General features: G+C 56.4%; 20 protein-coding genes. 17 read left to right on the top strand and 3 right to left on the bottom strand.

Features of this window, described 5'->3' with window-relative positions:
- Genes PZBJ_RS07625 through PZBJ_RS07645 form a run of 5 tightly spaced genes read left to right on the top strand, consistent with a single transcriptional unit; the run spans position 1 to position 3,268 of the window.
- Entirely contained in the window at positions 1-633 is a 633-nt protein-coding gene (locus tag PZBJ_RS07625) for a DUF1989 domain-containing protein (protein WP_101762022.1), read from the top strand.
- Positions 617-1,264: an urea carboxylase-associated family protein gene (locus PZBJ_RS07630; RefSeq protein WP_101761968.1), complete on the top strand. Its 648-nt coding sequence runs from the start codon at positions 617-619 to the stop codon at positions 1,262-1,264. Before PZBJ_RS07625 ends, PZBJ_RS07630 begins: the two co-directional genes overlap by 17 nt.
- A 3-nt stretch (positions 1,265-1,267) precedes the next feature.
- Entirely contained in the window at positions 1,268-1,918 is a 651-nt protein-coding gene (locus tag PZBJ_RS07635; RefSeq protein WP_101761969.1) for an amino acid ABC transporter permease, read from the top strand.
- Positions 1,918-2,583 carry an amino acid ABC transporter permease gene (locus tag PZBJ_RS07640; protein ID WP_101761970.1) on the top strand — a complete coding sequence of 222 codons (666 nt, stop codon included), beginning with the start codon at positions 1,918-1,920 and terminating at the stop codon, positions 2,581-2,583. Before PZBJ_RS07635 ends, PZBJ_RS07640 begins: the two co-directional genes overlap by 1 nt.
- Before the next feature lie 13 nt (positions 2,584-2,596).
- Positions 2,597-3,268, top strand: coding sequence for a DUF1989 domain-containing protein (locus PZBJ_RS07645; protein ID WP_101761971.1), 672 nt, complete (start codon positions 2,597-2,599; stop codon positions 3,266-3,268).
- A 198-nt stretch (positions 3,269-3,466) separates the two neighbouring features.
- Here PZBJ_RS07645 and PZBJ_RS07655 read toward each other — a convergent pair whose 3' ends face one another.
- The gene (locus PZBJ_RS07655; RefSeq protein ID WP_101761972.1) at positions 3,467-4,093 is read right to left on the bottom strand and encodes a hypothetical protein; all 627 of its coding nucleotides are present in this window, start codon (positions 4,091-4,093) and stop codon (positions 3,467-3,469) included.
- Between the two features lie 362 nt (positions 4,094-4,455).
- On the opposite strand from PZBJ_RS07655, the gene PZBJ_RS07660 reads away from it, so the two are divergent.
- On the top strand, positions 4,456-5,619 hold the full coding sequence (locus PZBJ_RS07660; RefSeq protein ID WP_101761973.1) for an MFS transporter: 1,164 nt from the start codon (positions 4,456-4,458) through the stop codon (positions 5,617-5,619).
- Here PZBJ_RS07660 and PZBJ_RS07665 read toward each other — a convergent pair.
- Positions 5,616-6,536 (bottom strand): LysR family transcriptional regulator, encoded by a 921-nt coding sequence (locus tag PZBJ_RS07665; RefSeq protein ID WP_101761974.1) that lies wholly within the window; start codon positions 6,534-6,536, stop codon positions 5,616-5,618. The two genes, PZBJ_RS07660 and PZBJ_RS07665, sit on opposite strands and share 4 nt — an antisense overlap.
- Before the next feature lie 110 nt (positions 6,537-6,646).
- On the opposite strand from PZBJ_RS07665, the gene lysA reads away from it, so the two are divergent.
- On the top strand, positions 6,647-7,900 hold the full coding sequence (gene lysA / locus PZBJ_RS07670; protein WP_101761975.1) for a diaminopimelate decarboxylase: 1,254 nt from the start codon (positions 6,647-6,649) through the stop codon (positions 7,898-7,900).
- Positions 7,900-8,349 (top strand): GNAT family N-acetyltransferase, encoded by a 450-nt coding sequence (locus PZBJ_RS07675; RefSeq protein WP_101761976.1) that lies wholly within the window; start codon positions 7,900-7,902, stop codon positions 8,347-8,349. The genes lysA and PZBJ_RS07675 overlap by 1 nt, the downstream gene beginning before the upstream one ends.
- 155 nt (positions 8,350-8,504) lie before the next feature.
- Here the strand turns inward: PZBJ_RS07675 and galR are convergent, their stop codons facing one another.
- Positions 8,505-9,506, bottom strand: coding sequence for an HTH-type transcriptional regulator GalR (gene galR / locus PZBJ_RS07680; protein WP_036649453.1), 1,002 nt, complete (start codon positions 9,504-9,506; stop codon positions 8,505-8,507).
- A 197-nt stretch (positions 9,507-9,703) separates the two neighbouring features.
- Here galR and PZBJ_RS07685 point away from each other — a divergent pair, with 197 nt between their 5' ends.
- The 9 genes from PZBJ_RS07685 to PZBJ_RS07725 all read left to right on the top strand — a co-directional run bounded on the left by PZBJ_RS07685 (position 9,704) and on the right by PZBJ_RS07725 (position 23,997).
- Positions 9,704-11,965: a molybdopterin-dependent oxidoreductase gene (locus PZBJ_RS07685; protein ID WP_101761977.1), complete on the top strand. Its 2,262-nt coding sequence runs from the start codon at positions 9,704-9,706 to the stop codon at positions 11,963-11,965.
- A 273-nt stretch (positions 11,966-12,238) separates the two neighbouring features.
- A complete protein-coding gene (locus tag PZBJ_RS07690) occupies positions 12,239-13,969 on the top strand; it encodes a penicillin-binding transpeptidase domain-containing protein (RefSeq protein WP_101761978.1) in 1,731 nt (576 codons plus the stop codon).
- 367 nt (positions 13,970-14,336) lie between these two features.
- Positions 14,337-16,562: a hypothetical protein gene (locus tag PZBJ_RS07695; protein ID WP_206098204.1), complete on the top strand. Its 2,226-nt coding sequence runs from the start codon at positions 14,337-14,339 to the stop codon at positions 16,560-16,562.
- On the top strand, positions 16,552-17,031 hold the full coding sequence (locus tag PZBJ_RS07700; protein ID WP_101761979.1) for a hypothetical protein: 480 nt from the start codon (positions 16,552-16,554) through the stop codon (positions 17,029-17,031). Before PZBJ_RS07695 ends, PZBJ_RS07700 begins: the two co-directional genes overlap by 11 nt.
- Positions 17,032-17,118: 87 nt before the next feature.
- On the top strand, positions 17,119-17,556 hold the full coding sequence (locus PZBJ_RS07705; protein ID WP_101761980.1) for a hypothetical protein: 438 nt from the start codon (positions 17,119-17,121) through the stop codon (positions 17,554-17,556).
- A 291-nt stretch (positions 17,557-17,847) separates the two neighbouring features.
- On the top strand, positions 17,848-18,036 hold the full coding sequence (locus PZBJ_RS07710) for a toxin-antitoxin system HicB family antitoxin (RefSeq protein ID WP_101761981.1): 189 nt from the start codon (positions 17,848-17,850) through the stop codon (positions 18,034-18,036).
- Positions 18,037-18,326: 290 nt separating this feature from the next.
- Entirely contained in the window at positions 18,327-19,463 is a 1,137-nt protein-coding gene (locus PZBJ_RS07715) for an efflux RND transporter periplasmic adaptor subunit (RefSeq protein WP_101761982.1), read from the top strand.
- 9 nt (positions 19,464-19,472) lie between these two features.
- Positions 19,473-22,610 carry an efflux RND transporter permease subunit gene (locus tag PZBJ_RS07720; protein ID WP_101761983.1) on the top strand — a complete coding sequence of 1,046 codons (3,138 nt, stop codon included), beginning with the start codon at positions 19,473-19,475 and terminating at the stop codon, positions 22,608-22,610.
- Positions 22,597-23,997, top strand: coding sequence for an efflux transporter outer membrane subunit (locus PZBJ_RS07725; protein WP_101761984.1), 1,401 nt, complete (start codon positions 22,597-22,599; stop codon positions 23,995-23,997). Before PZBJ_RS07720 ends, PZBJ_RS07725 begins: the two co-directional genes overlap by 14 nt.
- Positions 23,998-24,014 lie beyond the last annotated feature (17 nt).

A 24,014-nucleotide genomic window follows, 5' to 3' on the forward strand; every position in this document is an offset into this window, starting at 1 on the left:
ATGTGCCAGTCCAACCTGACGGTGCCTGCCGGCTTTGGCAAAACCTTCCGCGTGCGCAAGGGCCAGTTTATTACCGTGATTGACAGCGAAGGGCAGCAGGCGGCCGATTTTGTCGCGGTGAATGCCGATGACCTGAACGAGAAGCTGTCGCCGGTGCACACGCGCCAACAGCTGCGCTCGCTGTTCTTTAAGCCGGGTGACGCGTTGTGGTCGAGTGAAAACCGCCCGATGCTGCGCATTCTTGCCGACAGCATCGGCATCCACGATGCCAACGTACCGGCCTGCGATCGCACCCGTTTCAGCATTGATTTCGGTGTCGAAGGGCATCGCAACTGCGTCGATAACCTGCTGGAGGGGATGAAGGCGTTTGGCGTCACCTACTTCTCGCTGCCGGAGCCGTTCAACCTGTTCCAGAACGGCCCGGTCACCGCCGATGGCCGCATGGAAGTGACCGATCCCAACAGCAAAGCGGGCGATAGCATCACCTTTGAAGCGCTGTGCGATCTGATCTGCGCGGTCTCATCCTGCCCGCAGGACATTATTCCCGGCAACGGCCTGCAGGTGACGCCAATCGACATCGTGGTCAGCGACCATTTTCACGCTCAGGAGATGAATCATGCTGTTAATGCGTGAAAGTTATCAGGAAACCGCCGTGCGCACGCTGGCTGAACCGGTGCAGGTTGCAGCGGGCAGCATCGGTTCGATTCGCGTGCTGCGCGGTCAGTTGCTGCGCATCACCGCTCAGGGCGACGGCGCGGTGGCTTCGCTGTTTGGCTTTAGCCTGGCCGATCCCGCCGTGTGGCTGTCGGTGCATCACACGCGGGTGTTTAGCAACAGCTACCTGCTCGGTTCCGGCATGCGTCTGGTGAACAACCGTCGTCGTCCGATGATGGTGCTGGGCAAAGACAGCGTGAAGCGTCACGACCTGCTGTTGCCGGCCTCCACCACGGCGTTTCTTGCTGAGCGCGGTTATCCGGACGAAGGTTGCCTCGATGCGCTGCGCGGCGAGCTGGCACGTCTGGGCATGGTGGTGCCGAAGCTGCCGGATCCCATCAATCTGTTTATGCACGTCAAGCTGACGCGAGAAGGCGAGATTCTGCCGGAAACCAACCTGACCCAAGCTGGCGACAGCATTACCTGTCGTGTGGTGATGGACACGCAGTTCATCGTCTCCGCCTGTAACACCGGCATTGAGGGCAACGATCGTCCCGCGCCGCTGCTGCTGTCAGTGGCGGAAAACTTGCACGACTTTAACGCGGAGTAACGCATGGGGCTGGATCAACAGGTAGTGGCCGCGCTGCCGGAACTCGGACACGGCCTGCTGATGACGCTGGTGCTCACCGTGCTGGCGTCATTAGTCAGCGTGGTGATGGGGCAGCTCGGCTGCTTCCTGCAGCTGCGTCGTGCCTGGATCTGGCGCGCCATCGGGCGTTTCTATGTCAGCGTGATGCGCGGAACGCCAGCGATTGTGCAGCTGTTTGTGGTGTTTTTCACCCTGCCGCGGCTGGGATTGGGCGGTCAGCCGATGCTGGCGGCGGTGATTGCCATTGGCCTCAACAGCGGCGCGTACGTGGCGGAAATCCTGCGCGTGAATCGCAGCCTGGTGACGCGCGGACAGCTGGAAGCATCGCGCACGCTGGGTCTGAGCCGCCTGCTGACGTGGTGGTACGTCATCAATCCCCAAGTGATGCGCGCCAGTCTGCCGATGCTGGTGAATGAATTTACCATTCTGCTGAAAACCACGCCGCTAGCGTCGGTGGTGGCGCTCACTGAACTGACCTACGCCGGACAGATCGTCATCGCCCGCACCTACGAAGCTACGCAAGTGCTGCTGCTGGTGGCGGCCGGTTATCTGCTGATCGCCATGCCGTTAATTGCGGCGGCGCGCCGTTTAGAAGCGAAGCGGAGGTTGGTGTAATGGATTGGCAGGCAATTATCACCTCTCTGCCGTCGCTCGGTGACGGCCTGCTCGCCACCTTGCAGCTTTGTCTGGTGGCGGCGCTCTGCTCACTACTGTGGGGCGCGCTATTGGCCGTGCTGCTGATGCGTGCCTCGCGGTTCTGGCTGCGTTTGCTCAATCTTTACAGCGGCTTAACCCTCGCGCTGCCGCTGCTGGTGGTGATCTATCTGCTCTATTTTGTGTTGCCGGAATATGACATCACGCTGTCGTCGCCGGTGGTGGGCGTGCTGGCATTGACGCTCTACTACGCGCCTTACATTGCGCAGGTGATCCGCTCGGCGATTGATGCGCTGCCGCAAGGGCAGTGGGAAGCGTGCCGCGTGTTGGGCCTGAGCCGCAGCGAACAACTGCGTGACGTGGTGCTGCCGCAAACGCTGCCGCAGATGTTGTCGCCGCTGGTCGGGCTGATGATCGGGTTGATTAAAGACTCCGCGCTGCTGTCGATTGTCTCGGTGCAGGAGTTTATGTACGCCGCCAAACAGGCGATTTCGGATACCTACGCGCCGCTGGAGATCTATCTCACGGTGGCGCTCTGTTACTGGCTGCTCAACAGCATTATCGACTGGCTGGCGCGCGGCCTTGAATCTCGCATGACGCGCTATCGTCGTGCCATGCAGCATTAATCAGGAGAACAACATGTCGGCTGAATTTCAGCATCGTGAAGCGATGACCATCCCGGCGCGCTACGGCAAAGCGGTGCGCTTGAAGCAAGGTGAAGCGGTGCAGGTGATTAACCTGCACGGCACGCAGGTGGTGGATTGCTGGGCGTACAACGCTGAGGATGTGAGTGAATATATGTGTATGGAGGCGACGCGCGTGTGGAATCAGCGTCTCAATCCCAAAGTGGGCGACAGCTTTATCACCAGCCAGCGCCATCCGATTTTGACGCTGGTGGCGGATACCTCGCCAGGCGTGCACGACACCTTTATGGCGGCCTGCGATGCGCGTCGTTATGAGCTGCTCGGCTGCACCGAACCGCATCGCAACTGCCATGACAATCTGTTTGAAGGCATGCGTGAGCTGGGCGTGACGCTGCCGCATGGCAATCTGGCCTCGTTTAATATCTTTATGAATATTCAGGTGCAGCCGGATGGCATCACGCTGAAGACGCTGCCGGTGGTGACGAAGCCGGGTGACTATATTGTGCTGCGCGCCGAGATGGACTGTTTTGTGGCGTTTTCCGCCTGTCCGCAGGATATCGTCAGCATTCAGGGGCAGGGCGACAACACCCCGCGCGATGCCGAGCTGCGTATTCTGACCAGCGGTTTCCCGCAGGTGCAGGTACAGGGGGCATGGGTTCCGGCTTGACTGTGCACGCTGTCCCTGTGCACGCTGTCCCCCATCCCGGCCTTCCCCCATGAATGGGGGAAGGAGACGCTGCCACATGCAGCTTCAGAACTATCATATTGCAGCATCTTCCTCCCCCATTTATGGGGGAGGACCGAGGAGGGGGACAGCAATCACCGACCGAGGAGGGGGACAGCCAGCACCGACAGCCAGCACGATCTAAGACTTCACCACCCCATCCAGCCACGCCTGAAAGCGTGCGTACGGTACATACAGCGCCACATTCTTAAACAGCGTTTTGCCGCTTTTATTGTCATCAATCTGGCTGCTGTAACCGACAATCACCCCCGCCAGCGTATCATCGCTGGCGTTATACACCGCGCCGCCGGACATACCTTTCACCACGCCGGCATTGGCCGCCACCACCACACAGCTGGCTTTGTTCCAGTCATTCGCCAGCGTGGTATTGATCAGATTCTTGCCGCTTGACGCTACCGGCATCGCGGAAATAAAGCTGTAGCCATACAGATTCACGTCGTCGCCGATATGGCTATTGCGGAACGGCGGCGGCAAATTGGCTTCGCTGTTTTTATGGTACACCACGGCGATATCGCATTCGGGATGCCAGGCTTTCACCCGATAGAGTGAATACTTCGCCACGTGGGCCGCCGTCAGGCTGTATTCGGGCGTGAGAGGAATGGTGGTGCCAAGCGCACCAATGCCCAGCACCGTTGGAATGCCGGTGACGGTCATATCGACGCGTTTTGCTGCTTCTTTGCTGTATTCGTAATGCCCAACAGAGCAGCCGCTTAGGCAGCCAACCGTTAGCGCGATGAGCCATCGCATACGCTTTCCCCTCGATTTTTGACACCCCATAACCGGGCAATCCATTGAGGTATCGGCAGTGCACGCCCATCCTTTACTGTTTGATTTTTCGCCAAAAGCTGACTCACTGTGATAACGATCACACCCTTCTCAAGCGTAGCGCGGAAACCTCCATCTGTCTCAATGGTTAGTCAGTGACATTTTCGCGCGCAGGGATTATTGCTACGGGCGCAAAATAGTCTTGCGGCGCGCAGGGTGGTTGGCATGGAAGGGCTATGCTTTAATAACAATGTGACGCAGTTCAAATTTTAATAAGCGTCTGTTGTCACCGTACTGCGTTCGCAGTGCGGCCCGCCTGCAAAAAATTATTGGGAGAGTGTGTTATGCCTGTTGCATTACTGGCGCTGGCGCTGAGTGCGTTCGCCATCGGCACCACGGAATTCGTCATTATGGGATTGCTGCCCGAGGTGGCGGGTGATCTGCAAGTGACCATTCCTTCTGCGGGATGGCTGATCAGCGGCTACGCGCTGGGCGTTGCTATTGGCGCGCCGATCATGGCGTTGCTGACCGCCAAACTGCCGCGTAAACGTACTCTGATTCTGCTGATGATCATCTTCATCATCGGTAACGTGCTCTGTGCATTGGCCTACACCTACAACCTGCTGATGCTGGCGCGAGTGGTGACGGCGCTGTGTCACGGTGCGTTCTTCGGCATCGGTGCAGTGGTGGCGGCGAGCCTGGTCGCTCCAGGTAAACAAGCTTCTGCCGTGGCGCTGATGTTCACCGGTTTGACGCTGGCCAACGTGCTCGGCGTGCCGCTCGGCACCTGGTTTGGTCAGATGTTTGGCTGGCGCGCCACCTTCTGGGGCGTGGCGATCATCGGCATCTTCGCCTTTATCGCGCTGATGGTGAGCCTGCCGACCAACAAAGAAGAGAAGCCGGTGCATCTGGCGAGTGAAATCAGCGCGCTGGCCAACGGCAAACTGTGGCTGTCGCTGCTGATGACGGTGTTCTTTGCGGCGGCGATGTTTGCGCTGTTTAGCTACATTGCCCCGTTGCTGCTGCAGGTGACCGGTATCTCGGATCGGGGTGTTAGCTGGACGCTGTTCCTGATTGGCGCGGGGCTGACCGTCGGTAACATCCTCGGCGGCAAGCTGGCCGACTGGAAAGTGTCGTTCAGCCTGATCCTCAGCTTTGTGCTGATTGCAGTGTTCTCGCTGCTGTTCAGCTGGACCAGCCATGCGCTGTGGCTGGCGGAAATCACGCTGTTCCTGTGGGCGATGGCGACCTTCGCCACCGTGCCGGGCTTGCAGATTAACGTGGTGCGCCACGGCAAAGATGCGCCGAATCTGGTCTCTACGCTGAATATCTCCGCTTTCAACGTCGGCAATGCGCTCGGCGCGTGGGTCGGTGGCGCGGTGATCGAGAAAGGGTACGGCCTGACGTCGGTGCCGGTTGCCGCTGCTGCGCTGGCCGCGGTCGGACTGGTGATCTGCCTGATCACCTTCCGCAAAGCGGGCGGGCAGGGCGAAGCGGTCAACGCTTAAGCCAGCCGCTCGGCAATACGTTGTGGAAACGCCGCCACGTGCTGTTGCAGGTGGTCGCAGAAGTGATCGACCAGCGCCGAAGCCGGTCGATGCTGCGGCCGCACTAAACTCACGGTGAAGGGCACGGCAATATTGAAGCGACGCATCACCACACCGCTGTCGGCGTAATCCAGCGCCGTCAGCGGATTCACAATCGAAATCCCCACGCCCGCGCGCACCATCGCGCACACTGACGCCGCGCTGTGCGTCTCCAGCACCAGACGACGCTCCACATTCTGCTCATGAAACAGGGAATCCAGCAGCTGGCGATAGCTATCGCTGCGCGACAGGCTGACGTAGTTTTCACCGTGGAAATCCTGCGGCGTCAGCACCTCGCGCTGACACAGCGGATGCTGTGGCGGCAGCACGCACACTTCGTCACAGGTCAGCAGCGGCAAGCGTTCGGTGCCCGCCGGTGCGTGTTGGGTTTCGGTCAGGCCGAGATCGTAACGCTGTGCCGACAGCCACTCTTCCAGCAACGGCGACTCCTGCGGAATGATATTCAGGCTGACCTGCGGATAGCGCTGAAGAAAGGGCTGCAGCAGCGGCGGCAACAGCGACTGAGAAAACACGGGCAGGCAGGCGATCGACAATTCACCCTGACGAAACTGACGCAACCCTTCGGCGGCATCCATGATGCGATCTAGCCCGTACCACGAGCGCTGCACCTCTTCGTACAGCCGCAAGCCTTGTACCGTGGGCTGCAGGCGGCCGCGCACCCGTTCGAACAGCTGCAGGCCGAGCTGCTGCTCAAGGCGCGCCAGTTCGCGGCTCACCGTAGGCTGCGAAGTGTGCAGCAGCGTCGCGGCCTGCGTCAGGTTGCCGCTGGTCATCACCGCGTGAAAAATTTCGATATGTCGCCAGTTAATTTTTGCCATTGTCTCCTCCAGATAACCCATATCATATTTGTATAGACGTCGCTAAAACAGATATTTTTCTGAATTGATGCGCTGTGGCTAAATAGCCTCAATGACACAGGAGAATTGACATGCCACGCCCACTCAACAACACCGAAACCGCGTTAACTGCCGCCAACTTACTGCCGCTGGCGCAGCGTTATGCCGGCCCATTCTGGGCTTATGATGCGGCGATTATTCAGCAGCGCATTGCGCAGCTCGGCGCCTTCGACGTGGTGCGTTTTGCGCAAAAAGCCTGCTCCAACATCCACATTTTGCGTCTGATGCGTGCGGCGGGTGTCAAAGTCGATTCGGTGTCGCTGGGTGAAATCGAGCGTGCTATTGCCGCCGGTTATCAGCCGGGCGGCGAAGATATCGTCTTCACCGCCGATGTGTTTGATCAGCCAACCCTGACGCGTATCGCCGAGCTGAAAGTGCCGGTCAATGCCGGTTCGGTGGATATGCTGCATCAACTGGGCGAGCTGTCACCGGGCCACGCGGTGTGGCTGCGCATCAATCCGGGTTTTGGTCACGGTCACAGCCAGAAAACCAACACCGGCGGTGAGAACAGTAAACACGGCATCTGGCACAGCGATCTGCCGCTGGCGCTGGCGGCGATTCAGCAGCACGGCCTGCGTCTGGTCGGCCTGCATATGCACATCGGTTCCGGCGTGGATTATGGCCATCTGCAGCAGGTGTGTGACGCGATGGTCGATCAGGTGGTGGCGTTTGGGCAGGATTTGGAAGCGATTTCTGCCGGTGGCGGTTTGTCGATTCCGTATCGTTTTGACGAGGAAGCCATTGATACCCAGCACTATTACGGCTTGTGGAACGGCGCGCGTGAGCGTATCGCTGCGCACCTCGGTCACCCGGTGAAACTGGAGATTGAGCCAGGCCGCTTCCTGGTTGCTGAATCGGGCGTGCTGGTGTCACAGGTACGCGCGGTAAAAGAGATGGGCAGCCGTCACTTTGTGCTGGTCGATGCCGGTTTCAGCGATTTGATGCGTCCGTCAATGTACGGCAGCTATCACCACATTTCTCTGCTGCCGGTCGATGGCCGCGCGCTGGGCGACGCCACCGTGGAGAGCGTAGTGGCCGGTCCGCTGTGTGAATCGGGCGACGTGTTCACGCAACTGGAAGGTGGCAAAGTAGAAACCCGTGCGCTGCCTGTGGCGCAGGTCGGCGATTATCTGGTGTTCCACGATACCGGCGCATACGGCGCGTCGATGTCGTCGAACTACAACAGCCGTCCACTGATTCCGGAAGTGCTGTTCGAGAATGGCGCGGCGCGTGAAATTCGTCGTGCGCAGACCATTCAGGAGCTGCTGGCGCTGGAGCTGATTTGATGAAGATCGTCGCGCTCAGCGAGGTGCCGCATCACGCCACGCAGATCACCGACTGGCTGTGGCAGGCGTTTGGTGACGGTACGTCGCGTGAGTTTTACCACAGCATTGTGCGCAGCAGCCTCAACGGCGCCGACTTTCCGGTGACCTTCGTAGCGCTCGACGGCGACATACCGCTCGGCACGGTGGGATTCTGGCGCTGCGATTTGATTAGCCGTCAGGATCTCACGCCGTGGGTGGCGGCGCTGTTTGTTGAGGAGTCCGCGCGCGGCAAGGGATTGAGCAAAGCGCTGCAGCAGCATGTGATCGATTTCGCGCAGCAGCGCGGTCATGACAAGCTGTGGTTATGGTCCACCTTTGGCGGCTATTACGAACGTTTTGGCTGGCAGTATCAATGCGACGCGCTGGAGTTCCCGGATGTGCGGGTGAAGGTGTATTCGCGGGATTTGTGATAGTTGGGTGCGCGTTGTCCCTCATCCCAGCCTTCTCCCGCAAGCGGGAGAAGGAGCCGCCCGAGCAAGCTGTAAATCCGAGGTTCACTCCACCTAATCATTCCCTCTCCCGCTTGCGGGAGAGGGTTAAGGTGAGGGAAAGCGCGCACCAGGATTTAACCCGGCCCACTCACCGAATGCCGTCTTACCAGCGTGGGGCTAAACATATTGGTCACTTCCGGCATCTCGCTGCCATTGGCTAACGCCAGCGCCAACTGCGCGGCCTGTTGCGCCATCGTGACAATTGGATAACGCACCGTCGTCAAACGCGGGCGCACATAGCGCGACACCAGCACATCATCGAAGCCAATCAGCGACATCTCTTCCGGCACGCGAATGCCGTTATCACTCAGCACCGCCAGCGCACCGGCGGCCATCGAATCGTTGTAACAGGCCACCGCCGTGAACTGCTTGCCGCGTCCCATCAATTCGGTCATCGCCTGTTCGCCGCCCACCTCGTCTGGTTCGCCCCACGCCACCAAACGGTCGTTACACGGCAAACCGTGCTCTTTCAGCGCGTCGTAATAGCCTTGCAGACGATCTTCGGCATCGGAAATGGTGTGCGTGGAGCAAATAAAGGCGATTTGCGTATGGCCTTGCTGAATCAGATGGCGCGTTGCCAGCCAGGCGCCGTAGCGGTCATCCAGCGCGATGCAGCGATGTTCAAAGCCTTTCAGCAGGCGATTCAGCAGCACCATGCCCGGCACTTGCTTCATCAGCATCTCTAAATCGTCGTCGGGGATTTTCTTGGCATGCACCACTAAGGCGGCGCAGCGATGGCGCATCAGTTGCTCAATCGCCTGACGCTCTTTTTGCTCATTGTGGTAACCGTTACCAATCAGCAAAAAGTTGCCGGTCTGGCCTGCAACTTCATCCACCGCTTTGACCATCGCGCCAAAAAACGGATCGGAAACATCGCCCACCACTAAACCCAGTGTTTCGGTGGATTGCTGCGCCAGGGCGCGTGCGTTGGCGTTCGGGTGATACTGCAACTGCTCCATTGCCGCCGTAACGGCGAGGCGAGAACTCTCGCTGGCTTTGGGCGAATTATTGATGACGCGGGAGACGGTCGCAACCGACACCCCAGCCATACGGGCAACATCCTTAATGGTAGCCATGCGATTATCGACATCCGGGAAAACGTTTACACATGCCACCAGTGTTACGGAAAACCCACCCTGTAGCAACCCGGCAGAATGCCAGCGCTGTCGCAAAAGCACGGAAAATCAGGCGCTCACAGCCGCGCTTTAGCTCGATTACAGGCTCATGTTATGCTGCCAGACACAATCACACCTGCCTGCCGGACCCAAAAACCATGAAAACTCGCGTGCCACACCTGGCGCACTGGGGCGCATTCACTGCCGTCACCGAAAACGATCGCCTGATTGGCTGTGAACCCTTCTTCGCCGATGCCGATCCCTCGCCGATGCTTAACACCATTCCTGAACTGGTCTATTCGGATAAGCGTATTCGCCAGCCGATGGTGCGCCGTTCATGGTTGAAGTCGCGTGAGAACAGCGATCGCACCTTGCGCGGTCGGGAAGATTTCGTGGCGGTGGATTGGGATACCGCGCTGGATTTGGTGGCGGAAGAGAATCGCCGCGTGCGCGATCGCTACGGCGCAGCGGGCATTTTCAACGGCTCTTACGGCTGGTCATCGGCGGGACGCGTCAACCACGCGCGCACGCTGATCCGTCGCTTCTATTTTCAGGGCGGCGGCGGCGTCGATCAGCAAGGTAACTACAGCTGGGGCGCGGCGCAGTTCTTCCTGCCGTACGTGATTGGCACCTACATGCCGCTCACCGGCCGCGTCACCGACTGGCCGGAAGTGGTGCAGCACGCCGACATCTTTATCGCCTTCGGCGGCCTGGCGCTGAAAAACGCGCAGGTGGCGTCCGGCGGCGCAGGGCAGCACAGCCTGAAACCGGCGCTGGAGCAGCTCAGCGCCAAAGGCACGCCAATTATTAACATCAGTCCAATGCGCGATGACTGCCCGGCGTTCGTCAATGCCGAGTGGATTCCGATTCGCCCGAACACCGACGTGGCGCTGATGCTGGCGCTGGGTTTTGAAATCACCAGGCGTAACGCGCTGGATGAAAGCTTCCTCGCCAGCCACTGTACCGGCTGGCCGCAGCTGCGCGGCTATCTGCTCGGTGAAAGCGATGGCATCGCCAAAACGCCTGAGTGGGCCAGCAGCATTACCGGCATTCCGGCGGCGCGCATTGCTTTGCTGGCGCAGCAGCTGATCGGCAAACGCAGCTTTATTACCTGCTCCTATTCGGTACAGCGCGCCCATCGCGGCGAGCAGCCGTACTGGATGATGATTGCGCTGTCGTCAATGCTCGGTCAGCCAGGCTTGCCGGGCGGCGGTTTCTCCTTTGGTCATGGCTCGATGAACAGCGTCGGCAATCCGCGTCAGGATGGCCCGGCACCCATGATGAGCACCGGCCCGAATCCGGGCAATTTGTCGATTCCAGTGGCGCGCATCAGCGACATGCTGCTCAATCCCGGCCAGCCGTACGCATTCCAGGGTGAAACCCAGCACTATCCGGATATCCATTTGGTGCACTGGGCGGGCGGCAATCCGTTCCATCATCATCAGCAGCTCAATCGTCTGGTGGAAGGCTGGCAGCGCCCGGATACCGTGATTGTGCAGGATATCGTCTGGACGCCGGCGGCGCAGATGGCGGATATCGTGTTGCCCGCCACCACCACGCTGGAGCGCAACGACATCGGCGGATCGTCGCGCGATCGCTTCGTGCTGGCGATGCATCAGGCGATCAAGCCGCAGCATCAGGCGCGCAATGATTTCGACATCTTCGCTGATATCGCCGATCGCCTCGGCTATCGTGATGTGTTCACCGAAGGGCGCAATGAGATGCAGTGGATCGAGCATCTGTATCAGCAGTGCGCGGTAGCGCATGCGCGGCGTGATATTCCGTTCCCGGAGTTCGGGGAATTCTGGGAGCGCGGTTTTGTCGAGATTCCCGAAGGCGGCAAGCCGTTCGTGTTTATGGATGATTTCCGCGCTAACCCAGAAACGCATCCAATTCAAACCGCCAGCGGCAAGATTGAGCTGTTCTGCCAAACTATTGCCGATTATCAGCTGGAAGATTTCGCCGGACATCCCGAGTGGCGCGAGCCGCAAGAGTGGCTGGGCGCGCCGCTCAGTTCACAGTTCCCGCTGCATATGATCTCGATTCAGCCATCCGATCGTCTGCACAGCCAGATGGACGCCACCGCCACGGTGCAAGGCAACAAAACCGCCGGACATGAGACGCTATATATGCATCCGCAGGATGCGGCAACGCGTGATATTCAGGATGGCGATGAGATTGAGGTGAGCAATGCGCGCGGGCGCATGCTGGCCGGTGTGCGCCTGACCGACGGGGTAACGCCGGGCGTGGTGATCATCGCCACCGGCGCCTGGTTCGATCCTGGCTTTGGTCGCGCCTGGCAACCGTGGGATCGCGCCGGCAACCCGAATGTCCTGACATTGGATATCGGCACCTCGTCGTTAACGCAGGGTCCTAACGCCATGAGTTGCCTGGTGGAAATCAAAAAACATCTGATGTGAATGGGCAACGAATAATCTCATCGCTGGTTACATTTTGCCGGTAACTGTTGCGTTTAGGCGATGGTTTCCCAGCGTGCCACCTTGCTACAGTCAGGGTCCCAGAGGTATTGATGGGTGAACATCAAAAAGTTTTCTTGATTACACCGACCTGCGCAGATGCGCAGGTTTTTTTTTGCTTAACGAATCGAAACACAGTTTTCCTGTCAACTCGCTTTACGTTTCTTTATAACTGCAAGCAATAAGCTTCAGATTCACTTACAGCAGCGGATTGCCATGCCTCAAATAAAAAAATTTCTGGGAAAAGACCAGATAAAAGCGCCCTTTAACCCGTTTCGTTTTCGCCTGATCTGCCTTGGCGTGTTCTGCTGTTTGGTGCTGTTGCTGATTTGCGTTGGTGACCTGCAGCTGATCAAGCATCCGATGCTGGAGCACGAAGCCGATCAGCGCTCGCTGCGTACCGTAACGTTGCCAACTAACCGTGGCACCTTGCTGGATCGCGACGGCCAGGCATTAGCGCTGAGCGTTCCGGCGCGTGACATCATCGCCGATCCAATGCGCGTGCTGGAGGCAAATCCCGATTTCACCAGCGCCAAATGGGCTTATCTGGCGGCCGCGCTCAATCAGCGTCCGGAAGATCTGCGCGCGGCCATCACCGCCAACCCGAAAAAACGCTTCCTCTATCTGGGCCGCAAAATCGAACTCGGCATCGCCAAAGATATCGCCGAGCTGAAACTCAAAGGTATCAGCTCGGTGTATAACGACAGCCGCTTCTATCCAATGAGTGAAGCAGCTGCGCCGCTGATTGGTATTGTAGGGGCCGACAGCAATGGCCTGAACGGCATCGAGAAGGGCTTCGACCATGTGCTGCAGGGCGATCCAGGTAAAGAGGTTTATCGTCAGGATGGTGAAGGCAACATCATTGCGATGATCGATTACCAGCCGCCACAGCAGCCGCCAACCGTGCAGCTCAGTATCGATAAGTTCGACCAATTCACGCTCTACAGCAAACTGCGCGACGGCGTGCTGCTTAACAAAGCGGATTCGGGTGCGGCGGTATTGGTGAAAATCGATACCGGCGAAATTCTGGCGATGGCCTCTTATCCGTCGTTCAACCCGAACAACTATGAAAATGCCACGCCGGCGCAGATGCGTAACTCGGCGATCAACGACAGCTACGAACCCGGCTCCACGGTGAAACCGCTGGTGGTGATGGAAGGGCTGGAGCGCCATCTGGTGCGCGCCGATTCGGTGATCGATACCACGCCGTACAGCGTCAACGGCCACTTAATTCGCGACGTTGGTCACTGGCCGCGCCTCACCATGACCGGCATTTTGCAGAAATCGAGTGACATCGGCGTCTCGCACATTGCGCTGGCGATGCCCGCTGAAGCGCTGGTTAATACCTATCAGGCATTTGGCCTGGGTAAACCTACCGGGCTGGGATTGACCGGTGAGAGCGTGGGGTACTTCCCGCTGCACCGCGAGCGCTGGGCCGATATCGAACGCGCCACCTTTGCCTTTGGCTACGGCCTGCGCGTCACGCCGCTGCAGATTGCGCGTGAATACGCCACGCTTGGTTCGTACGGCGTTTATCGTCCACTGTCGATCACCAAAGTGACGCCGCCGGTGTTAGGCAAACAGGTGGCGAATCCGCAGGTGGTGCAAACCGTGGTGCATATGCTGGAGAGCGACGTACTGCCGGGCGGGACCGGGGTAAGAGCGGCGGTGCCGGGTTATCGTCTGGCGACCAAAACCGGTACCGCAGAGAAGATGGGCACCAGCGGTAAGTACGATGGCGGTTATATCAACTACACCGCCGGCATCGCGCCTGCCAGCCATCCGGAAGTGGCGCTGGTGGTGATGATCAATCATCCCACCGCGGGCGATCACTTTGGTGGCTCGGTGGCAGCACCGATCTTCGGCAACATCATGGGCCCGGTACTCAAGCACATGAACGTGGCACCCGATGCGATCTACAGTAAACCTTCTTCAGACAAATCTTAGTTAAATCAAAAGTGTAAGTGAGGTGTGGAGAATATTCACACCTCGTTTCACTTCCCCAAACACCGTTGCTTTTTGCACCTGTCTTTCACCGACTCAACGGTGCGAGTATGGAGATCCCAGAGGTATTGATGGGTGTGAAACAAGCTGCTTTGGCAGTACCCTGTTATTACACCGACCCACGCAGATGCGTGGGTTTTTTTTGCCTGTAATTTAGCTCCGAACTGATCATCTTAATTACTCACTGCCTGTAATTTGTTCTTTTCTTTTTTAAAAGCCATGCGAAGATTGTGCCTTAAGGTTTTTCACAGGATTCAAACGAATCGGTGCCGCCTTACATCACAGGATGAACGACAGCTAAGGATGCGTTATGAAATTCTCCTATCCCATCAGAAACCTCAATGGCAGTGAATTCCAATCACATGATGAGGTGATGAGCCTTATCGCCAGTGAACCGCATGGATCCTGGGCTATTGGTGCCAACGGCTTCTGGCATGGCGGAATACATATCAGTGATGTCTCCCAGCCATTTTCGGCACTCATACCAGATGCACAGAACAGTGAAGATCCTGTGCCGCTGCAATTCATGACTGATGGCACAATCGTTGCCTATCGCTTAAATGACACCTACCCAACAGCGCGGCATTGCGGCACGACGCTTTGTCATAGTTCTTCGTTTGTGTTGGTGAAATCGCTTTGCAAACCAAATCCGGACAGAGAAGAAACCTGGTTAGAATTCTATTGCCTGTACATGCATCTTGCTGCACTCAACGATTATCCCTCATCGCAGTGTTACAAAGTTGCTGCTGATCGCCGTGGTATCACACTGCGGCGTTTCAAAAAGGGGCATTTTGGCGTGCCTGAAGGTGACGAAGCTAAAAGGCAATACGCGCTTTATCCTGCGCCACCAAGAAGCGGTCAGGTCATTAATGATGGCGACCGGATTGTAGTCTCACGGCAAGGTCGGTTTTATCTTCACAAGAATGGAAAAAGCGAACTTAATACTTTCGGCCTTGCCAGGTTGCTGAAGGCTGGCAAGCCGGGCAAAGAACAGTTTTGGGTAACATTAGATCCTGAGCTGCTGGAGCCTGATGGGGAGATGTATGATCTTCTGCCAGACTGGATGGCAATTGCCGCCGATAAGGGCATCTCTAATGATGTAATAATTACGGATGAAGGTGATAAATGGAAAGTCAACGCCGGGACGCCATTAGGATTTATGGGCCTTACCGAAAGGCCAGATACGACTGAGTTAGTTAAAAAGGAATGGTTCATTCATTTGGAATGCCTGAGTGTTGATAGCAGAATGCCTCGCTTTCTTTCTAATCCAGGCCGCGTTCAAACCGATAAGCGTATGCTCAGAGCCGCAAAGGGTGAGCTGATTTATCTTCGAGATGATTTCCGTGAAACACCTGAATTTAGAGAGACGGGCGTTCCGTTAGGAGCACAGCAATTTTTGTCGCGTGATTCAGCCGTACCTCTCCTCGATGATGCCGAACGCTGGTGGTATAACGTCAGCGGTTCAGGCTGGTTGCCACAAGATAAAGTTCTAATAACCGAACAGTTTGATTTGCTGAGCCAGGGTTTCACCCCTTTAGAAGAAGTGACCGTTAATGATGTATCAGAAACATTCAAAGAGAACTGGGTTATTACTGCTCTGGAACTGATAGCAAGCAGTGCAGAGCACCAACGGGTTATGAAGCACGCTTTTGTTCCTGATAACTATCGCAGGCTTATCGCTAAGCTGGAAAATCCGCAATACGATGGCGTTAATGCCGTGCGTGGCGCCTTACGCGTTCGTCATTCTTTAGTTCGGGATGTCGTTGATCGGCTTGTTATTCGGCACCACAGCGAATGGTATGGATCGATCTCAAGCGGTCGTTGGAACGGGGTTTATAAAGATCTGGATGTTTTCGACAAGAAATATTGTGAGAAATGGCAATCCGATATGGAGTGGATGAGCCAGGTTGAGCCGTTTAATCAGGACGAACCAATATGGCATTTTCATCCCATAGTATTTCTCGACGCATTAAAAGAATCAAAGAAGAAAGGGTGGGCACATAGTCCATTCGCTAATTTATTAGGTCGAGTGGAATCAAATAATGATTACACTGCCTATAATCGTACTTATCCGCATCCTAAACCAACTAATAGTGAAGCAAAGTATGGGACAAGCCTTACTTCGTTGACTATTCAACAAGTCATGGACGCTCAGAAAAAACACGATATGTTTGCTACAGGCCGGTTTCAAATAATACCATCAACTCTAAAAGATGCCGTAAGTAAACTCGCACTTGATATGAATGCGTTGTATGACGAAAGTCTTCAGGATAAAATATTTGAAGAATATCTCATTAAGATTAAACGTAAACCTATTATTAATTTCTTAGAGGGGGATGGTAGCGTTGAAGACGCAATGTATGCATGGGCTATGGAATTTGCTTCTGCGGGTGTGAGGAAAGGGAAGAAGATCTCAAGAAATCGAATTGCAGATAGTGAAGGGGTTTCTTACTACACTGGTGATGGGCTAAATAAGGCTCATATCTTACCCGATAAAATGAAAGAACTATTGGAGGAGTCTAAAAATGGAATTTAATCGTTTTTGCAAGGGATTATTATTTATTCTATTGTTAGGGCTTGAATCAGGCATTTCACAAGCGGAGACACATTTGTCTCTTTCTGATTTTAATGTCCATGATTCATACAAGGGACCGGTAAACCACAGAGAAAATGTTAAAAATCTGTCACCAAATCTTGCATGGGAATATAAAAATGCTAAAAAAATAAATTTTGCTGGGCATTATGTCCTCTTCACTTTCGGCAGTGGTGGTGGTTCATTAGGTTATGGCTTACTGGACGCTAGGTCGGGAATCTTAGTGGAAAGTGAAATTCCAAATTATTATGCTGAGGGATTAGAGAGCGATCAATTTAACATCAATAGTTCATTAGTTATCATAAAAGGGCAAGCTCTTGATGATGAAGATAATACAATAAAATATTTTTCACTAAAAGATGGTGCGTTGAAACTAATTAAAACAGTCAATGTAGCTTCTGAAAATGAATGAATATTATTGGACAAGATGAAAAGCATTAATCATATCTGTCCACAAAAATTCTTTTCTAGACTTTAGTGGACATTAACAGGACATTTCATGATGAAATTTTTGGCTACTATTTTTTTTATTGTGTCTTTAACCGCTAAGGCTGATCTACCCAATGGAATTTGGTCTACAGAGTGTGGAGCAAGTGATGCATTTGACCTTAAGATCTCCAATTCTCTTTCAGATCTGGTCGTCAATGACAATCAAATCGTAGTGCAGTACGCATCCGTAATGGCTTCAGAAAATAAGGTGGACCTCTATTTTATCAAGCCTATCGACTTGGGACGTGGTGGAATGACCATTAACTGGAGCAATGTCAGTGGAGAAATGAGAATTGCAGAGCTAGCATTTTCTGGTGACAGCGGCGTCCTTAACTGGAGTGGGCTTTATGATATTAGCGACAACAAATATGTTTGGATAAATGAGCCCGACTTTGTTCAAAATTATTCTGAACATGGAGCCATCAACTTAAAACATTGCTCGCATTAAGTTCTAATCGCTAGCAAGGAAGTAACCCCTTAATTCAGCCCCATCCCAGATTACTCAGTCCGTTCGTGGAAGAGGTATGTGTTTTTCACCCAATATTTACCACCGCGCGAACTCGCTCACACCTCTTGTCTGAGTCTTAACACTTCCCCGGCAACATAAAAATATCTGGTTGTGTAACCTGTATGTAACGCACCGCGATGTCGCATTCCATGGCGGTTCGCTAGCCCCTTACGGTGTTGGTAGCGCTTTAGGGGGCGATTTTTTATTGCGATTCGTTGAGGCCAACCCGCGATGCCAAAAACCAAAGACCGCACGCCAAAAGGCGAGGGCCGCTCTTCGGCGTTTCAGTTACGTATTCACCCGGAGCTGCACGAGCAGCTGCGCAGTTTGACCGACGACGACAACGTTACGCTGTCGTGCTGGTTAAAAGAGCTGGCGCGTCGCGAGCTACGCCGTCGCGGCATCGAACCGAAGGGTTAATCGTAAGGTCGTCATTTATGACGACCTTGCCAATGGCCGTACTGTGCGGCCTTCGGAACGGTCACCATGAATGGCGACCCTACGGGTGAGATATGCACGGACGGAATCGCCATCAAAAACCCGCAAAACGCTAAAAATCCCAACGATTTATGGCACGAAAGGTTTACCATTTTCCTTTGGAAAATATATTTTACGCAACCTTAACAACCCCGCTGAATCCGCCTCCCTACAATGGCTTTTTGAGTCATTACCTTCGTGACTATTCCCTTCCTATCTTTTAGAGAACAACTATGCGCCTGAAACTTCTTTCTGCCAGCGTGGTGTTTTTACTGGCAGCCTGTGACCAGGGCGGAGCAAAGCCCGCCGCATCCGCCACCCCGCAAGTGGGGGTGGTCAACCTGAAAGCGCAACCCGTTACGCTTGTCAGCCAATTGCCAGGCCGCACCACGGCGGTGAGAACTGCGCAGGTGCGTCCGCAGGTGAGCGGCGTAATTGAAAAAATCCTGTTTACCGAGGGCGGTGAAGTGAAAGCCGGCCAGCCGCTGTATCAAATCGATCCGGCCACCTATAAAGCCGCCTACGACAAAGCGATGGCGACCTGGCAGAACGATGCGATGGTGGTGAAGCGCTATCAGCCGCTGGCCAACGCGCACGCCATCAGCCAGCAAACCTACGACGATGCGGTCGCCGCCGCGCGTGAAGCGCAGGCCGACGTGGAAACCGCCAAAGTGAATCTCGACTACACGCTGGTGAAAGCACCGATTTCCGGCCACATTAGCCGCTCGCTGTACACCGCCGGTGCGCTGGTCACCAACGGGCAAGCCGATTATCTCGCCACCATCACTCAGCTTGATCCGATCTATGTCGATGTCAGCGAATCCTCCACCGATCTGCTGCGCCTGCGCCGCGCGCTGGCCGACGGCAAAATCACCAAAGTGGCCGACAACACCGCCGCCGTGGGCTTGTCGCTGGAAGATAACAGCCAGTACGCCGAGCAGGGCAGGCTGGCGTTCTCGGAAGTGAACGTCGATACCGCCACCGGCACCGTGGTGCTGCGCGCGGTGTTCCCGAACCCGAATAACGAACTGCTGCCGGGCATGTACGTGCATGCCAGCTTCCCGCAGGGCATTCAGCAGCAAGGCATTTTGCTGCCGCAAGAGTCGATCATGCATGACACCAAAGGTCAGCCATATGTCTTTGTGGTGAAAAGCGACAACACCATCGAGCAGCGTAGCATCCACACCGGCGAGATGATCAATGGAGAATGGCTGGTGACCTCGGGCTTGCAGCAAGGGGAAAACGTGGTGGTGAACAACCTGCAAAGCGTGCGCAGCGGGGTGAAAGTGACCACCACCGCCGCCAACACCAACGACACGCCATCCGCCAATGCGGTGAGTCTTTCGATGACTGACGCAGCGGCGCAATAAGGGGGCGGCATGTCGAAGTTTTTTATAGAACGTCCAATCTTCGCCTGGGTTATCGCCATTATCGTGATGCTGGTCGGCGCGATTGCCGCCATCAGTTTGCCGGTCAATCAATATCCCAATATCTCCGCGCCAGCGGCCTCTATCTCGGTGACCTATCCGGGTGCCAGCGCCGAAACCACACAAAACACCGTGGTGCAGGTCATTGAGCAGCAGCTGAACGGTCTGGATGGTTTGCGCTATCTGGAGTCGAGCAGCGCCTCGGACGGCAGCGCGCAGATCATCGCCACCTTTAATCAGGGCATCAATCCCGATATCGCCCAGGTTCAGGTGCAGGATCGCGTGTCGCTGGCGGAGTCGCAGCTGCCCACCGATGTCACCCAGCAAGGTATCCGCATCCGTAAGTACCAGAAAAACTTCATGATGGTGATCGGGCTGATCGCCAAAGACGGCAAGCTGACTAACGGCGATCTGGCCGACATGCTGGTGTCGAAACTGGAAGATCCGATCTCGCGTACGCCGGGCGTCGGCGACTTCATGGTGCTGGGATCCGAATACGCGATGCGCATCTGGCTCGATCCGGCCAAATTGTACAAATACAACCTGATGCCGAGCGATGTCACCACCGCGATTGATAACCAGAACGTGCAGGTGTCGTCCGGTTCACTCGGCGGTTTGCCGACCATTCAGGCCGCAAAAACCCAGGCGACGATCCTCGGCAAAACCCGTTTCACCACCGTGCAGCAGTTTGAGAATGTGCTGCTGAAGGTGAACAGCGACGGCTCGCAGGTGCGGCTGAAAGATGTGGCCAGCGTCGCGCTCGGGCCGCAAAGCTACGGCATCGATGCCACCATGAACGGTAAACCGGCCGCCGGTATCGCGTTGCGTCTGGCAACCGGTGCCAATGAACTGGATACCGCCAAGGCGGTGCGCCAAACCATCGCCGACCTGAAAGATTCGCTGCCGGATAACGTCGAGATTCAGTATCCGTACGACACCTCGCCGGTGGTCAGCGCCTCGATTGAAGAGGTGGTGAAAACGCTGATCGAAGCGGTGGTGCTGGTGTTCTTCGTGATGCTGATCTTCCTGCAAAACCTGCGCGCCACGCTGATCACCACGCTGGTGGTGCCGGTGGTGCTGCTGGGCACTTTTGGCATTCTTTCGGCGTTTGGTTACAGCATTAACACCCTCACCATGTTCGGCATGGTGCTGGCCATCGGGCTACTGGTGGATGACGCCATTGTGGTGGTGGAGAACGTTGAGCGCGTAATGCACGAAGAGCAACTCGACCCGAAAGCCGCCACCATTAAATCGATGCAGCAGATTCAGGGCGCGCTGTTTGGCATTGCGCTGGTGCTGTCGGCAGTGCTGCTGCCGATGGCGTTCTTCTCCGGATCGACCGGTGTGATTTACCGCCAGTTCTCGGTCACCATCGTCTCGGCGATGGCGCTGTCGGTGATCATGGCGCTGATCTTCACGCCTGCGCTGTGCGCCACCTTGCTGAAACCGGCGGCGGCGGAGCACAAAACCACCGGATTCGCCGGTTGGTTTAATCGCAAGTTCGACAGCGGGGCGATGCACTACACCCACGGCGTCAGCAAAGTGATTTCCCGTCGCGGCCTGTTCCTGGTGATCTATCTGGTGATCGTCGGCGTGACGGGATTTTTGTTCACCCGCGTACCGACCACCTTCCTGCCGGGTGAAGATCAGGGCTTGATGATGGTGCAGATCACGCTGCCGGTGAACTCGTCATCGCAGCGCACTCAGCAGGTGATCAACGATCTCAACGCCTATCTGCAACAGAACGAAGCGTCGGTGGTGACCACCACCTTTGGCGTGGCGGGCTTTAACTTTGCTGGTCGCGGTCAGAGCAACGCCATGGCTTTTGTGCGCCTGAAAGATTGGGGCGACCGCACGCACAGCGGGCAAAGCGTGCAGGATTTGGCGAACCGCGTGATGGCGCACTTCGCCAACTATCAGAACGCCAAAATCTTCGCCATGGTGCCGCCGGCGGTGATGGAGCTGGGCAACGCCACCGGTTTCGATCTCTATCTGCAGGATACCGGCGCGCACAGCCATCAGCAGATGATGGATGCCGCGCATCAGCTGATTACGCTGGCGAACAACGATCCACATCTGGCGCAGGTACGTCTTAACGGGCTGGAAGATGAGCCGCAGTATCAGCTGGAGATCAATGATGAGAAGGCCAGCGCGCTCGGCCTGAGCATGACCGACATCAACAACACTTTGTCGGTGGCGTGGGGCTCCAGCTACATCGATCAGTTCATGTATAACGGCCGCGTGAAAGAGGTCTATCTGATGGGCAAAGCGGACTCGCGCGTCACACCGTCGGATCTCGACAAATGGTACTTCCGCAACAGCAGCGGCACCATGGTGCCATTCTCCGCCTTCGCCTCGGGCAAATGGGTGTACGGCTCGCCGCACTTTGAACGCTTTAACGGCTTAACCGCTGAGGAGATCCTCGGATCGCCCGCGCCGGGCCAGAGTACCGGTGAAGCGATGAAGGTGGTGGAACAGCTGGCGAAGCAGCTGCCGCACGGTTTCCGCGTGCAGTGGTACGGCATTTCGTATGAGGAGCAGGCCTCCGGCAGCCAAACCACGCAGTTGTATCTGATCTCGATTCTGGTGGTGTTCCTGTGTCTGGCGGCGCTGTACGAGAGCTGGTCGATTCCGTTCTCGGTGATCATGGTGGTGCCGCTCGGCATCCTCGGCACCATTAGCGCGGTGCTGCTGCGCGGCCTGCAGAACGATGTTTTCTTCCAGGTTGGCCTGCTGACCACCGTGGGGCTGGCGGCGAAAAACGCCATCCTGATCGTCGAGTTTGCCAAAGAGCTGCATGAGCGCGAGGGCAAAACGCTGGTGGAAGCGGCGGTAGAAGCGGCGCGGCTGCGTATCCGTCCGATTATCATGACCTCAATGGCGTTTATTCTCGGCGTGCTGCCGCTGACCATATCCAACGGCGCGGGCGCCGGCAGCCAGCATTCGATTGGTACGGCGGTGGCGGGCGGTATGATCACCGCGACTTTCCTCGCCATCTTCTTTGTGCCGATGTTCTACGTGGTGGTTTCGCAGTTCTTTGCGCGTAAGAAACAAACATCCGCAGAGGTGGTTAAAAATGAACATGAATAACTTCCGTCTGGCGCTGTTGCCGCTCGCGCTGGCATTGGCCGGTTGTACGCTGGCACCGCACTATCAGCGCCCGGCGCTGCCGGTGGACGCTAAATACGATCAGGCGACGCCCGTCGGCAACGTCGCCGATTTGCCGTGGCAGAACTTTTTCACTGACGCCACGCTGCGCAACCTGATTCAGCTGTCGCTGGATAACAACCGCGACCTGCGCGTGGCGGCGCTGAACGTGCAAGAGGCGCAGCAGGGCGTCACGGTGCAGCGCGCGGCGCTGATGCCGTCGATCAACGCCACGGCCAGCCAGACTTCGGCGCATGAACCGGCCAATCTCTACAACACCAAAACCAGCGGCGCGGTGACCTATCACGAGCTGAACAGCGGCTTGAGCGTCACTTCGTGGGAGCTGGATTTCTTTGGTCGCCTGCAAAGCCTGAGCGATCAGGCGCAGGAAACCTATCTGTCGAGCGCCGCCACCGAACGCGCCACGCGCATTTCACTGATCGCGGAAGTGGCGACGGCGTGGCTGACGCTGAGTTCGGATAACGATCTGCTGCATCTGGCGCAACACACCGCGCAAAGCCAGCAGGAATCGTATCGCCTGACCAAGCTCAGCTACGACGGCGGTGCCAGCAGCGATCAGGATCTGGCGCAGGCCGAAAGCACGGTGCGGGCGGCGCAGGCGGACGTGGCGAGTTACACGCGTCAGGTGCGGCAGGATGTGGATGCGCTGCGCTTGCTGGTCGGCACCGATCTGCCTGCCACGCTGCTGTCGCACGCCACGCTGGACGCCAACTGGCAGTTCCCGGCCACGCCCGCTGGTTTACCGTCGGATCTGCTGACGCGCCGCCCGGATATCATGGCAGCGGAGCACACGCTGAAGGCGGCCAATGCCAATATCGGCGCGGCGCGTGCCGCCTTCTTCCCGAGCATCACGCTGACCGCGTCCGGCGGCTCCACCAGCAGCTCGCTTGGCAGCCTGCTGGGCGGCGGCACCGGCGCATGGTCATTCATGCCATCGATTAACCTGCCGATTTTTGACGGTGGTAAAAACCAGGCCAACCTAAATATCGCGCATATCGAGAAACGCATTGAGATAGCTGACTATGAGAAGGCGATCCAGACCGCGTTTAAAGAGGTGAACGATGCGCTGGCCGGTCAGGATACCTGGCAGGATCAGCTGACGGCGCTGCAACAGGAGGTTGGCGCCAATCAGCGCGACTACGACTATTCCGTATTGCGCTTCAAGCAAGGCGTCGACAATTATCTCAATGTGTTAGTGGCCCAGCGATCGCTTTACAGTGCGCAGCAGTCGCAGATCAGCGCGCATCTCGGCCAATTGAGCCAGAAAATCACCCTGTACAAGGCGTTAGGCGGCGGCTGGAAATCTTAATCACCTTAACGAAACCC

The sequence above is a fragment of the Pantoea endophytica genome (assembly GCF_002858935.1).
Taxonomy (GTDB): domain Bacteria; phylum Pseudomonadota; class Gammaproteobacteria; order Enterobacterales; family Enterobacteriaceae; genus Pantoea; species Pantoea leporis.